This window comes from Roseateles sp. P5_B10 (assembly GCF_056400485.1).
The window spans coordinates 1-12,054 of sequence record NZ_JBFULE010000103.1 but is presented as its reverse complement, the minus strand read 5'-3'; the positions used below and the strand labels follow the sequence as shown (position 1 = coordinate 12,054).

The 12,054-nt window shown below is 66.7% G+C and carries 14 protein-coding genes; 2 read left to right on the top strand and 12 right to left on the bottom strand.

Translation table 11 applies throughout. The features are described from left to right. The 11 genes from AC1DU6_RS09610 to recA all read right to left on the bottom strand — a co-directional run. The coding region (locus AC1DU6_RS09610; RefSeq protein ID WP_477856898.1) for a pilin at positions 1–132 on the bottom strand (132 nt) is incomplete at its 3' end. 241 nt (positions 133–373) lie between these two features. After that, positions 374–1,159: an MBL fold metallo-hydrolase gene (locus tag AC1DU6_RS09605; protein ID WP_457321229.1), complete on the bottom strand. Its 786-nt coding sequence runs from the start codon at positions 1,157–1,159 to the stop codon at positions 374–376. Positions 1,160–1,324: 165 nt separating this feature from the next. Further along, a complete protein-coding gene (locus AC1DU6_RS09600; protein ID WP_477856896.1) occupies positions 1,325–1,975 on the bottom strand; it encodes an FHA domain-containing protein in 651 nt (216 codons plus the stop codon). A 52-nt stretch (positions 1,976–2,027) separates the two neighbouring features. Beyond that, positions 2,028–2,825: a Stp1/IreP family PP2C-type Ser/Thr phosphatase gene (locus AC1DU6_RS09595; RefSeq protein WP_056191460.1), complete on the bottom strand. Its 798-nt coding sequence runs from the start codon at positions 2,823–2,825 to the stop codon at positions 2,028–2,030. Beyond that, positions 2,822–3,961, bottom strand: coding sequence for a serine/threonine-protein kinase (locus tag AC1DU6_RS09590; RefSeq protein WP_457321232.1), 1,140 nt, complete (start codon positions 3,959–3,961; stop codon positions 2,822–2,824). The genes AC1DU6_RS09595 and AC1DU6_RS09590 overlap by 4 nt, the downstream gene beginning before the upstream one ends. 10 nt (positions 3,962–3,971) lie before the next feature. Beyond that, on the bottom strand, positions 3,972–4,667 hold the full coding sequence (locus tag AC1DU6_RS09585; protein WP_056191462.1) for a TerC family protein: 696 nt from the start codon (positions 4,665–4,667) through the stop codon (positions 3,972–3,974). Between the two features lie 129 nt (positions 4,668–4,796). Next, positions 4,797–5,690 (bottom strand): succinate--CoA ligase subunit alpha, encoded by an 894-nt coding sequence (gene sucD / locus AC1DU6_RS09580; protein ID WP_057297752.1) that lies wholly within the window; start codon positions 5,688–5,690, stop codon positions 4,797–4,799. 21 nt (positions 5,691–5,711) lie between these two features. Then, a complete protein-coding gene (sucC, locus tag AC1DU6_RS09575; protein ID WP_457321234.1) occupies positions 5,712–6,872 on the bottom strand; it encodes an ADP-forming succinate--CoA ligase subunit beta in 1,161 nt (386 codons plus the stop codon). A 25-nt stretch (positions 6,873–6,897) separates the two neighbouring features. Next, a complete protein-coding gene (locus AC1DU6_RS09570; RefSeq protein WP_477856893.1) occupies positions 6,898–7,551 on the bottom strand; it encodes a DUF2889 domain-containing protein in 654 nt (217 codons plus the stop codon). A 177-nt stretch (positions 7,552–7,728) separates the two neighbouring features. Further along, positions 7,729–8,259, bottom strand: coding sequence for a regulatory protein RecX (locus tag AC1DU6_RS09565; protein ID WP_457321238.1), 531 nt, complete (start codon positions 8,257–8,259; stop codon positions 7,729–7,731). 21 nt (positions 8,260–8,280) lie between these two features. Next, positions 8,281–9,318: a recombinase RecA gene (recA, locus tag AC1DU6_RS09560; protein WP_056191472.1), complete on the bottom strand. Its 1,038-nt coding sequence runs from the start codon at positions 9,316–9,318 to the stop codon at positions 8,281–8,283. 176 nt (positions 9,319–9,494) lie between these two features. On the opposite strand from recA, the gene AC1DU6_RS09555 reads away from it, so the two are divergent. Together AC1DU6_RS09555 and AC1DU6_RS09550 are read left to right on the top strand one after the other, a co-directional pair. Then, positions 9,495–10,166, top strand: a complete 672-nt coding sequence (locus tag AC1DU6_RS09555) for a response regulator (RefSeq protein ID WP_056191475.1) — start codon at positions 9,495–9,497, stop codon at positions 10,164–10,166. A 99-nt stretch (positions 10,167–10,265) separates the two neighbouring features. Beyond that, positions 10,266–11,705: a sensor histidine kinase gene (locus AC1DU6_RS09550; RefSeq protein ID WP_457354908.1), complete on the top strand. Its 1,440-nt coding sequence runs from the start codon at positions 10,266–10,268 to the stop codon at positions 11,703–11,705. On the opposite strand, the gene AC1DU6_RS09545 is transcribed toward AC1DU6_RS09550, so the two are convergent. After that, positions 11,683–12,054 (bottom strand): FtsW/RodA/SpoVE family cell cycle protein (locus tag AC1DU6_RS09545; protein ID WP_477856891.1); only part of this gene is annotated, 372 nt, incomplete at its 5' end. The two genes, AC1DU6_RS09550 and AC1DU6_RS09545, sit on opposite strands and share 23 nt — an antisense overlap.

The window sequence follows — 12,054 nt, the reverse complement described above, 5'->3', positions numbered from 1 at the left end:
GCCGGCCTTGGCCTTGGCGGTGTAGTCCTTGTACTGCGGAATCGCGACCGCAGCCAGGATGCCGATGATGGCCACGACGATCATCAGTTCGATCAGGGTGAAGCCTTGTTGGGCGCGTGCTTTCAGGTTCATGTCAGTACTCCAGCGAGTGTGAGTGGTGGGAGGAGGGCACACCCCCTGAATGCAGGGGCCGTGCCAGCTTTTTCAGGCCCTCAAACTGTGCGAAAGCGCACGGCTGAGGCGGTTGAGCCGCCAGATCTGACAAAAAACGTCACTTCGAGCTGACGCGTTCTGTCATTGCAGCGTGGCGGGCCGAGAAACGTCAGGCGAAAAAATGGCGCCGCAGGGCGCCAGACTCGATCGCAAGGCGGGCTCAAAGTTCCATTTCCTGGCCGGCCTGCAGCGCGCTGATCCGATGGGGACTGTTCAAGGCCTGCACGCCTTGCATGACGGCTTCGACCTCGCCGGGCTTGATGTGGGTGATGCGCACGTCGACGCTGCCGGCCAGATGGGTCAATTCGCGGCCCAGCTCCGCCGGATGAAGATGCTGGCTGACGTGGGCCACCTCGGCCTCGTCGTCGCTGAAGGCCGTCTCGATGACGAGATGGGACAGGCGCAGGTCGGCCAGGCGCCGCCACAGGGCCGGGTTGGGGCCGGTATCGCCGGTGAAAACCCAGTGCGCGTGGCCGCTCGCGGTGCCGGCATCGACGGCGAAACCGACGGCCGGCACGGTGTGGGCGGCGGGCAGCACTTCAATGATGCGGCCGCCCAGGTCGACGCGGTCGCCGATCTGGAAGGGGTGCAGGCTCAGCACCGGCGCCTCGCGGCTGGGCAGGACGGTGAAATCGGGCCAGATCACGCCATTGAAGATGTGCTGGCGCAGGGCGGCCAGCGTCTCGGGCAGGCCGTGGACCTGGATGGGCGGGCGGCCCGCCGCGGCGCGCAGGCGCAGCACCGCATCAGCCAGCAACGGGATGCCGAGCACATGATCCAGATGGGAGTGGCTGAGCAGGATGTGGTCGACGGCGGCCAGGGCATCCAGCGGCAGGTCACCCACGCCGGTGCCGGCGTCGATGAGGACATCGTCGTCCAGCAGGAAGGCAGTGGTCTTGTAGCCGGCGGCAATGGCGCCGGAGCAGCCCAGGACGCGGATGTTCATGCGGTGCGTGGCTCGGAATGGGTGGCTCGCATCAGGCGAGGCCGAGCCAAGAATGTACGCACCCGCCCCGTGGGTCGGACGGTCGGATTACCGAGTTGGGGGTGTCGCTATCGTGAGGAAGTCACAGCAGCCGCGAAGGCCGCGGCCGGCCTGGACTTCGGGCGATCAACCCTGGATGAACTGCATCTGCGTGCCGGCCAGCTCGATCAGGTCGCCGGTGCGCAGTGCAATCGATTCGCCCGTCAGCGGGATGCCGTTGACGCTGGGGCGCTGGTTACCTTCGACGTGGGCGAAGACATAACCGGTGGGGCGCTTGGTGATGGAGGCGACCTGCACGCCGGGCTTGCCCAGCGTGGTGACGACCTTGGTCAGCGCGACCTCGCGGCCGGCGGCGGCGCCGGTCAGCACCTTGATGGAGGCCGGGCCGATGGCGGCCGCACCCAGCGAGCCGAAGTTGGAGCCCAGGCCCAGGCTCGGCGGCGCGCCGGAACCGGGCTTGAGGATCATGGTCTTCTCGTAGTCGCCGCCGTCGYTCAGCAGGAACTTGATCTTGTACTTGCCGATTTCGACCGTGTCGTTGTCGGCCAGCAGCTGCTTCTTGATCGCCTTGCCGTTGATGTACGTGCCGTTGGTGGAATTGAGGTCTTCAATGAAGACGTCGGCGCCGACCATCTGCAGCACGGCGTGTTCGCCGCTGACCGCGAGATTGTCGATGACGATGTCGTTGTAGGGACGTCGACCGAGGGTGGTCTTGTCCTTGGTGATCTGCACCTCCTTGATCACGACGCCGTCGAGCGAAACCACCAGTTTGCCCATTTATGACCTCAAGTTCTGTTGTACGTGCCCTGACTTTGCATGGGGTAGCAAGTCAGTTGCCGCCGCGTCGACCGAAGGGCCACCAGCCCCGTCCTTCGGTACGTTGGCGTCCTTCTGCGCGGGCCAGGATGAGCGCGATGTTATCGCGACCGCCGCTGTCATTGGCTGCGTTGATCAGTGCGCGTGCAGCTTCGGGCAAGGCCGGATTGCCGTTGAGCAGGTTGGCGAGGCTGTCATCGTCGAGCATGTCGGACAGGCCGTCGGAGCACAACAGGTAGGTGTCGCCCGGCTGGACCTCGTGCAGATGCAGCTCCATCAGCACCGTGTCCTCGACGCCAACAGCGCGCGTGACGAGGTTCTTGTTGCTGGAAAACGCGGCTTCTTCGACGGTCAGCAGACCGGCGTCGATCTGCTCCTGCAGCAGCGAGTGGTCGCGCGTGATCTGCGTCAGGCGGCCGGCGCGCAGCCGGTAGGCGCGCGAGTCGCCGACATGGCCGAGCAGCAGGCCTTCGGGGCGGAAGACGCCCAGCACCAGCGTCGTGCCCATGCCGGCATAGCGCGGGTTGGTGTTGGCGGCGTTGAAGATGGCGCGGTTGGCGTTGTCCACGCAGATGTCCATGGCGCGCTTGACCTCGCCGGCCCGGGCCTCGCGGCCGGCGTCCTTGAGCCAGCGGCCCAGCTCGGAACTGACGAAGCTGGTCAGCATCTGGCTGGCCACTTCGCCGGCGTTGTAGCCGCCCATGCCGTCGGCCAGCACGGTCAGGCCTGCGGCCTCGTCCAGGGCGACCGAATCCTCATTGTTGTCGCGCGCACGTCCCACGTCGGTGGCGCTGAAGAACTCCAGGGTCATGAGGCTTGCGGTGGCTCGTGGGGCTCGGCAGAGGAGCAAGGATTCTGCCCTGCTTCCTCAGGCGCCAAGCGCAGTGTTTGTGCGAAGGCCGCATCCTGGGGGGAAGCCGCTGCAGCCGTTTCGGGCGCAGCGGGTTCGGCCTGCAGGCCGAGCACGAGCACGGCTTCGAGATCACGAGCCATCTGCTCGCCGTCGGCGTAGCGCAGCTCGGGGCGCTTCTCCAGCGCGAGGGCCAGCACCAGGGCGAGGGCTTCGGGCAGGCTGGGGCGGTGGATGCGGATATCGGGTGCAGGCTCGGTCGCAATTTGTTGCATCAGCCGCGCCATGGACTCGCTCTGGTGGGGCAGTGCGCCGCTGAGCAATTGGTAGAGCAGCACGCCCAGGGAATAGAGGTCGCTGCGGCCGTCCACCGTCAGGCCGGCAAGTTGCTCCGGAGACATGAAGGACGGCGTGCCCAGCACGAGGCCGGTGCGGGTGCGGCTGCCGTCGCCAACGCGGGCAATGCCGAAGTCCATCAGCTTCAGGCTGCCATTGATGCGGTCCAGCATGACATTGGCGGGCTTGATGTCGCGGTGCACCACGCCTTGGCTGTGGGCATAGGCCAGGGCCCGCGCCAGACGCGCGCCGATCTGCACGACTTCGCGAGCGGGCAGCAGCTGGCCGGCCTTGGTGAAGCTGCTCAGGTCGCGGCCGAGCACGTATTCGAGGGCGATCCAGGCGTCAGCACCGTCCTGGCCGGCATCGACGACCTGCAGGATGTCTGGATGTTCCAGCTGGCCGGCTGCACGCGCCTCGCGCATGAAGCGCTCGCGCACGTCCGCCAGGTCTTCGGCCGAGAATTCGCGGCTCAGCGCGAGGCGCTTGATGGCGACCTGGCGGCCCGTTGAGCGTTGCGTGGCCTTGTAGACCACGGCCATCGCGCCGCGGCCGATCTCGGCACCGAGTTCGAAATCGCGCAGGTCGGGGGGCGGCTGTGCGGCCCTGACCTGCGGCGTGGACGCGCCGGGGCCTTGAGTCTGCTGCACGGTCGGCAGGGCCGACGGATCGCCGTACGGTGAGCCAGCAGGATCGGGCACCCGACCGATGAGGCGCTGCCAAAAGCTGCCTGCCTTGCCGGATTTGCCGCCGCTTGCCATGCGGTCGATCTTAGGCGGCCTCGCGCTTGCTGCGGCGGGCCAGCGCCATGCCAACGACGACGACCAGGACCGCGCAGCTGATGCTGACGGCGTAGTCCAGGCCATGCATATGCGCCTCGAACCACTCGTGCACGGCCGCATCGGTCGTCGCCATCTCGCCGGCGACGAAGCCCAGCAGGGCGGCCCCCAGCGTGATGATGACCGGGAAGCGCTCCATCAGCTTCAACAGCAGCGTGCTGCCGAAGATGATGAGTGGGATGGACAGGCCCAGGCCGATGATGAGCAGCATCAGGCGGGCGCCCTCGGGCGCGCTGTTGGCGGCGGCCGCGACGGCGATGACGTTGTCCAGGCTCATGACGAGGTCGGCGATCAGGATGGTGCGCACGGCCGTCCACAGATTGCCGCTGGCGTGCACGTCGGCGTCGTCTTCGCTGTCGGCCAGCAGCTGGATGCCGATCCACAGCAGCAGCACGGCGCCGATCAGCTTCAGCCAGGGCAGCTGCAGCAACTGCACGGCGAACAGCGTCAGCACGACACGCAGCAGGATGGCAGCGCCGCTGCCGAAGACGATGGCCTTCTTCTGCTGGCTGTGCGGCAGATTGCGCGAGGCCAGCGCAATGACGACGGCGTTGTCGCCGGACAGCAGGATATTGACCCAGATGATCTTCAGCAGCGCGATGAAGAAGGCGGCGTTCAGCAGGTCCATGGCAGGCTCGGTGTTGGTCGCCCGAGTGTCGGTCCGCCCGGGCGGGCTGCGTCTGCGTGCAACTACGCAGGCAGCAAAGGAAAAGGGCCGTTCAGTGAACGGCCCTCGAATTGCTCACGAGGAGCAGGCTCAGAGCAGGGCCTTGAGCAGCTTGGCCATTTCCGACGGGTTGCGCGTGACCGTGAAGCCACACTCTTCCATGATGGCGAGCTTGGCATCGGCCGTGTCGGCGCCGCCGGAGATCAGCGCGCCGGCGTGGCCCATGCGCTTGCCGGGGGGCGCCGTGACGCCGGCGATGAAGCCGACGATGGGCTTCTTCATGTTGGCCTTGCACCAGCGCGCGGCTTCCGCCTCGTCCGGGCCGCCGATCTCGCCGATCATGATGACGGCGTCGGTGTCCGGGTCATCGTTGAAGGCCTTCATCACGTCGATGTGCTTCAGGCCGTTGATCGGGTCGCCGCCGATGCCGACGGCCGACGACTGGCCCAGGCCGATCTCGGTCAGCTGCGCCACGGCTTCATAGGTCAGCGTGCCGGAGCGCGACACGACGCCGATGCGGCCCTTGCGGTGGATGTGGCCCGGCATGATGCCGATCTTGATTTCTTCCGGCGTGATCAGGCCGGGGCAGTTGGGGCCCAGCAGCAGCGTGCGCTTGCCGCCAGCGGCTTCCTTGGCCTTCATCTTGTTGCGCACTTCCAGCATGTCCCGGACCGGGATGCCTTCGGTGATGCAGATCGCCAGGTCCAGGTCGGCTTCGACGGCTTCCCAGATCGCGGCGGCGGCRCCSGCGGGCGGCACGTAGATCACCGACACGGTCGCGCCGGTCTGCGAGGCGGCTTCCTTGACGGTCGCGTAGATGGGGATCTCGCTGAACTTCTCGCCAGCCTTCTTCGGATTCACGCCCGCGACGAAGGCGTTCTTGCCGTTGGCATAGGCCTGGCAGCCCAGGGTATGGAACTGGCCGGTCTTGCCGGTGATGCCCTGGGTGATGACCTTGGTGTCTTTGTTGATGTAGATGGACATGTCTGATTCCTCTGGGCGGGCTTAGGCGACTGCGGCGACGATTTTGGTGGCCGCTTCGGCCATCGTGTCGGCCGCGATGATGGGCAGGCCGGATTCGGCCAGCATCTTCTTGCCCAGTTCTTCGTTGGTGCCCTTCATGCGCACGACCAGCGGCACGGACAGGTTCACGGCCTTGCAGGCGGTGATGACGCCTTCGGCGATGGTGTCGCACTTCATGATGCCGCCGAAGATGTTGACCAGGATGCCCTTCACGCTCTTGTTTTTGAGCATGATCTTGAAGGCCTCGGTGACCTTCTCGGCCGTGGCGCCGCCGCCGACGTCCAGGAAGTTGGCCGGCTCGCCGCCAAACAGCTTGATGGTGTCCATGGTGGCCATGGCCAGGCCGGCGCCGTTCACCAGGCAGCCGATGTTGCCGTCCAGGCTGATGTAGGCCAGGTCGAACTTGCTGGCTTCAACTTCAGCGGGATCTTCTTCGTCCAGGTCGCGGTAGGCGACGATCTCAGGGTGGCGGAACAGCGCGTTGGCGTCGAAGTTGAACTTGGCGTCCAGGGCCATCAGGTTGCCCTTGCTGTCGCAATTCAGCGGGTTGATTTCAACCAGCGACGCGTCCGTGTCCATGTAGCACTTGTAGAGCTTGGCAAAGATGTCGACGGCCTGGTCGATGGAGGCGCCAGTCAGGCCGATGGCCGCGGCGATCTTGCGCGATTGCGCTTCGCTCAGGCCCGTCAGCGGGTCGATCATCTCGGTGATGATCTTCTCGGGCGTGGAGTGGGCCACTTCCTCGATGTCCATGCCGCCTTCGCTCGACGCGATGAAGGCGACCTTCTGCGTGCCGCGGTCGGTGACCAGCGAGACGTAGAGCTCCTTCTTGATGTCAGCGCCATCTTCGATGTACAGGCGACGGACCTTCTGGCCTTCAGGGCCGGTCTGGTGCGTGATCAGCTGCATGCCGAGGATCTTCTCGGCCAGCGCCTTGACGTCGTCCTGTGTCTTGGCGACCTTGACGCCGCCACCCTTGCCGCGGCCGCCGGCGTGGATCTGGGCCTTGACCACCCAGACCGGGCCACCCAGCTTCTGGGCGGCCTCGACGGCTTCCTGCACGGTGAAGGCCGGGATGCCGCGCGGCACCGGCACGCCGAACTGGCGCAGGATCTCTTTGCCCTGGTATTCGTGGATTTTCATGGCTGGGTCTCTCGGGTCGGGGAAGTCAGGATTCGGAAGTGGCCGGCTGGGCAGCGGTTTGTTGATGCCAGCGGGGATAGAACTTGGCGACGGTCACGCTGTCGCGGCGCAGGGCGTGGCAGYGGTCGAGCTGGAAGGGCGGGTTGCCGGCGGCATCGCCTTCGCGAGACGGCGACGGGCCGCCCCTAGGCGTCTCAGCCCCCTCGGGGGGCAGCGCCGAAGGCGCGTGGGGGCTCTCACGTGTGTCGATGACGGAGCCAGCCATGGCCTGGATGACGGCCGTCGGCAAGATCTGGCACAGCTCGGTGACGTGGGTGCAGCCGCGCGTGCCGCCGAGGCGTTCACCGACGGCCTGCCGGAAGCCCTTCATCAGGTTCAGGCCGATGAGGCGGGCATAGGCATTGCCATGGTGGTCGCAGGCGCCCGGATACGGCATCCACAGCGTCTCGGAACGGGCTGCGGTGATGGTGAGCGTCGCGTCCACGGTCAGATGCAGGTGCATCTCGTGGATAGGCTGGCCGGCCTTGCGCGGCACGCCCGCCAGTGGCACGTCATGCGTCTTGGTGTCTGTCAGGCTGGCTTCGACGTCGAACAAGCCGTCATCACGCGCGAATACCTGCACATCGAGGGCGCGGCGATGCAGCGGGCGGCGCGGGACGGACGGGTGGGCGACAGGCATGAAACGGGGGAATGGCGAATCACCCCGGCCGATGCCGGGACGGGGTCGGCCCGGTTTTTGCACCGCTCTGCCAGAGGGGCAAAGGGGCTTGTAACCGGGTGAACCCTCGTTTTTGGGGCAGGCGGCAATGTAGCACGGAGGGTGAAAACTCCCCCTGCGCGCTCGGTCAAGCGGCCCTTAGGCCCTCAGCAAGCGGCGCACCACTTCGGGGGCAAAACCGCGTGCCAGCAGGAACCGGCTTTGACGCGCTCGTTCGGCGGCGTCGCGCGAAGGCTCCTCGCCGAAGCGCCTGCGCCAGACTTCACGGGCGCGTTCCATCTCCGTTTCGCGCAGGGTTGCCTGCTGTTCGGCACCCAGCTTGAGCCCGTGCTGGGCCAGTTCCTGCTGGATGCGCTGGGCGCCAAAGCGGTTGGCGCGCAGATGCAGGCGGGACTCGACGAAACGGGTTTCGTCAAGGTAACCGGCGGCCGCGAGGGCGTCGAGCAAGGCATCGACCGCAACCGCAACGTCCTCAGCGCCATCTTCCTCTTCGACAGCCGCCGACGGTTCGCCCTCGCCGGCGGCCTGCGCCGCGGCCAGGCGCGCACGCTGCCGCCGTTGCTGCTCGATCCGCAACAGCTTGCGCCGCAACTCGGCACGGCTGTGCTCGCGCTGGGCCAGCAGGCCGATGGCGCGGGTTTTCAACGACAGCGGCGCCCGGGTCGCCATGGGGGAGGCCCGCCCAGCGGCTTACTCCTCGGCCGCCGTGGTCAGCGGAGCGACCCCCAGGGATTCACGGATCTTGTTCTCGATCTCGCGGGCCACGTCGACGTTCTCGCGCAGGAACTCGCGAGCGTTGTCCTTGCCCTGGCCGATCTTCTCGCCCTGGTAGGCGTACCAGGAGCCGGACTTCTCGACGACCTTGGCGACCACGCCCATGTCGACGATCTCGCCCTCGCGGCTGATGCCCTCGCCATAGAGGATGTCGAACTCGGCAGTCTTGAACGGGGGGCTGACCTTGTTCTTGACGACCTTGACCTTGGTCTCGGAGCCGATGACTTCCTCGCCCTTCTTGATCGAGCCGATGCGGCGGATGTCCAGGCGCACGGAGGCGTAGAACTTCAGCGCATTGCCGCCGGTGGTCGTCTCGGGCGAGCCGAACATGACGCCGATCTTCATGCGGATCTGATTGATGAAGATGACCATGCAGTTGGTCTTCTTGATCGTGGCGGTCAGCTTGCGCAGGGCCTGGCTCATCAGGCGGGCCTGCAGGCCGGGGAGGCTGTCGCCCATCTCGCCTTCGAGTTCGGCCTTGGGCGTCAGCGCCGCGACCGAGTCGATGACGATCAGGTCCACCGAGCCGGAGCGCACCAGCGCATCGACGATCTCGAGGGCCTGTTCGCCGGTGTCGGGCTGGCTGATCAGCAGTTCCTGCAGGTTGACGCCGAGCTTCTGGGCGTACTGGATATCCAGCGCGTGCTCGGCGTCGATGAAGGCGCAAGTGCCGGCGAGCTTTTGCATCTCGGCGATCACCTGCAGCGTCAGCGTCGTCTTGCCGGAGGACTCGGGGCCGTAGATCTCGACGACGCGGCCGCGTGGCAGGCCGCCGACGCCCAGTGCGATGTCCAGGCCCAGGGAGCCGGTGGAGACGACCTGGATGTCTTCGATGACCTCGCCTTCACCGAGCCGCATGATGGAGCCCTTGCCGAACTGCTTTTCGATCTGGGCGAGGGCGGCCTGCAGGGCCTTGGCTTTTTCGGTGTTCAGGGCTTTGACGGGGGCGTCCATGCGAATCTCCGTGGGGAATGGGCTGAATTATGGGGCAAGCTGTGGGTTTGTACAGTGGTTTGTCCCCCGATCCACGGCAGCTAGCGGATCAGGATTGAGGAGCATCCTAGGTGTGGGGTGGCTCATGGCATGAGCCAGCGTGCCACCGCCTAACATCGGCGGCGGAGACAAAACCTATGCGCATCCTGATTGCCGAAGACGACCAAGTGCTGGCCGATGGCTTGCTGCGGGCCTTGCGGGCCTCTGGCTACGCTGTCGACAGGGTCAGTTCTGGCACCGAGGCCGATTCGGCGTTGGCGACGCATGAGTTCGACCTCGTCATCCTCGACCTTGGTCTGCCGCGCCTGCATGGGCTGGAGGTGCTGCGCAAGCTGCGCGCACGCGGTTCCACCATGCCGGTGCTGATCCTGACGGCGGCGGACAGCGTCGAGCAGCGCGTCAAGGGGCTGGACCTGGGCGCCGACGACTACATGGCCAAGCCTTTCTCGCTGCAGGAGCTGGAAGCGCGTGTGCGCGCCCTGACCCGKCGCGGCCTGGGCACCGCCAGCAGCCTCATCAAGCACGGGCCGCTGACCTTCGATGCGACGGGCCGCGTGGCCTACATCAACGAGCAGATGCTGGAGCTGTCAGCCCGCGAGCTGTCGCTGCTGGAGGTGCTGCTGCAGCGCGCCGGGCGGCTGGTCAGCAAGGACCAGCTCGTCGAGCGCCTGTGCGAATGGGGCGAAGAAGTCTCGAACAACGCCATCGAGGTCTACATCCACCGGCTGCGCAAGAAGATCGAGCAGGGGCCGATTCGCATCGCGACGGTGCGCGGCCTCGGCTACTGCTTAGAGAAGATCAACTCCTAAATGCCCAACAAGGACGGCGCCAGCCCCGAACAGGGCACGCTGGTTCGGGCGGGCGCCCCTGCTGCGCAGGGTTCGCTGTTCGGCGAGATCCTCGACTGGATGCTCGCGCCGCTGCTGCTGATCTGGCCGATCAGCGTCGCGCTGACCTGGCTGGTGGCGCAGGGCATTGCCAGCCGGCCCTATGACCGCGAGCTGGGCGAGATGGCGCGCAGCCTCGGGCTGCAGGTGGCGGCCGAGGCGGCGCCTGTCAAGGGCAAGGACCGTTATGCGCTGGCGCCCGAGGCCGCGGCGTTGTTGCGGGCGGACGCGTCGGACACGGTCTTCTACCAGGTGCTGGGCCTGCGTGGCGAACTGCTCAGTGGCGATGCGACGTTGGCGGTGCCGACCGAGGATGCCCCCGTCGTGCCCTGGGAGCTGCATTTCCGCGACGACGAGGTCGGCACCGACGCCGTGCGCGTGGCCTATCTCTGGGTGGCGCCCGAGGGGCAGGCCGGGTCGGCCAAGACCATGCTGGTGCAGGTCGCCGAGACGCTGGGCAAGCGCGCCCGGCTGACCAACGAGATCATCAAGGGCGTCATCCTGCCGCAGTTCGTCATCCTGCCGCTGGCGGTGCTGCTGGTCTGGCTGGCGCTGGCGCGTGGCATCTCGCCGCTGAATGAATTGCAGCGGCGCATCCGTTCGCGCGAGAGTTCAGACCTGTCGCCCATTGACGAGCAGCGCGTGCCCGATGAGGTCGCGCCGCTGGTGCAGGCCATCAACGACCTGCTCGCGCGGCTGGACTCATCGATGAGCCGGCAGAAGCACTTCCTGGCCGACGCTGCCCATCAGCTCAAGACGCCGCTGGCTGGCCTGCGTACCCAGGCCGAGTTCATGCAGCGCGAGATCGATGCTGGCCGCTCCAACCCCGATGAATTGAAACGTTCGCTGGCCCAGATTGCCCGCGCCAGCGAGCGAGCGGCCCACATGGTCAACCAGCTGCTGTCCATGGCCCGCGCTGAAGACGCCGAACAGGCCATGCGGCGTGAACCCGTCAGCCTGGCCGAGATCGCCATCGACACGGTGCGCGATTTCGTGCCGCGCGCGCTGGAGCGCCGCATTGACCTGGGCTACGACGGCGTGGTGCCGGATGAAAGCCGGCTGCGTGTGCATGGCCAGCCAGTGTTGATCGGGGAGCTGATCCGCAACCTCGTCGACAACGCGCTGCTCTACACGCCGGCCGGCGGCCTGGTGACGGTGCGCGTGGTGGAGGACCCCTTTGGCCAAGTTGTCGTGCTGCAGGTCGAGGACACCGGGCCGGGCATCGCGCCCGCCGAGCGCGACAAGGTGTTCCAGCCCTTCTACCGCTCGCTCGGCAGCGGTGTGGAAGGCTCGGGCCTGGGGCTGGCCATCGTGCAGGAGATCGTGCAGCACCACGAGGCCGAGCTGACCCTGGATGACGCGCGCGTGCGGCGCGCCGTGGGGGGCGAGACGCCCGACGGCCAGGGGCCGGGGGCGCGGTTCACGATCAGGTTTCCGGCTACGTCTTCACCAGCTTCTTGACGCGGGCGATCGACAGCAGCAGCCCCAGCGACAACCCCAGCGTCACCATCGCCGTACCGCCATAGCTGACGAAGGGCAGGGGCACGCCCACGACCGGCAGGATGCCGCTGACCATGCCCATGTTGACGAAGACATAGGTGAAGAAGGACAGCGTCACCGCGCCGGCCATCAGGCGGGTGAACAGGGTCGGCGCGTCGGAGGCGATCATCAGCCCGCGCAGGATCAGCGCGGTGAAGCCGGCCAGCAGGGCCAGCGCCCCCATCAGTCCAAACTCCTCGCCAAAGGCCGCGAAGATGAAGTCGGTGGTGCGCTCGGGGATGAACTCCAGGTGGGTCTGCGTGCCCTGCAT

Bases quoted from the DNA above. Each gene is read 5' to 3' on its own strand.
- AC1DU6_RS09605 (WP_457321229.1), bottom strand. From the start codon at position 1,159: ATGAACATCCGCGTCCTGGGCTGCTCCGGCGCCATTGCCGCCGGCTAC.
- AC1DU6_RS09595 (WP_056191460.1), bottom strand. From the start codon at position 2,825: ATGACCCTGGAGTTCTTCAGCGCCACCGACGTGGGACGTGCGCGCGAC.
- AC1DU6_RS09590 (WP_457321232.1), bottom strand. From the start codon at position 3,961: ATGGCAAGCGGCGGCAAATCCGGCAAGGCAGGCAGCTTTTGGCAGCGC.
- AC1DU6_RS09585 (WP_056191462.1), bottom strand. From the start codon at position 4,667: ATGGACCTGCTGAACGCCGCCTTCTTCATCGCGCTGCTGAAGATCATC.
- sucC (WP_457321234.1), bottom strand. From the start codon at position 6,872: ATGAAAATCCACGAATACCAGGGCAAAGAGATCCTGCGCCAGTTCGGC.
- AC1DU6_RS09565 (WP_457321238.1), bottom strand. From the start codon at position 8,259: ATGGCGACCCGGGCGCCGCTGTCGTTGAAAACCCGCGCCATCGGCCTG.
- recA (WP_056191472.1), bottom strand. From the start codon at position 9,318: ATGGACGCCCCCGTCAAAGCCCTGAACACCGAAAAAGCCAAGGCCCTG.
- AC1DU6_RS09550 (WP_457354908.1), top strand. From the start codon at position 10,266: ATGCTCGCGCCGCTGCTGCTGATCTGGCCGATCAGCGTCGCGCTGACC.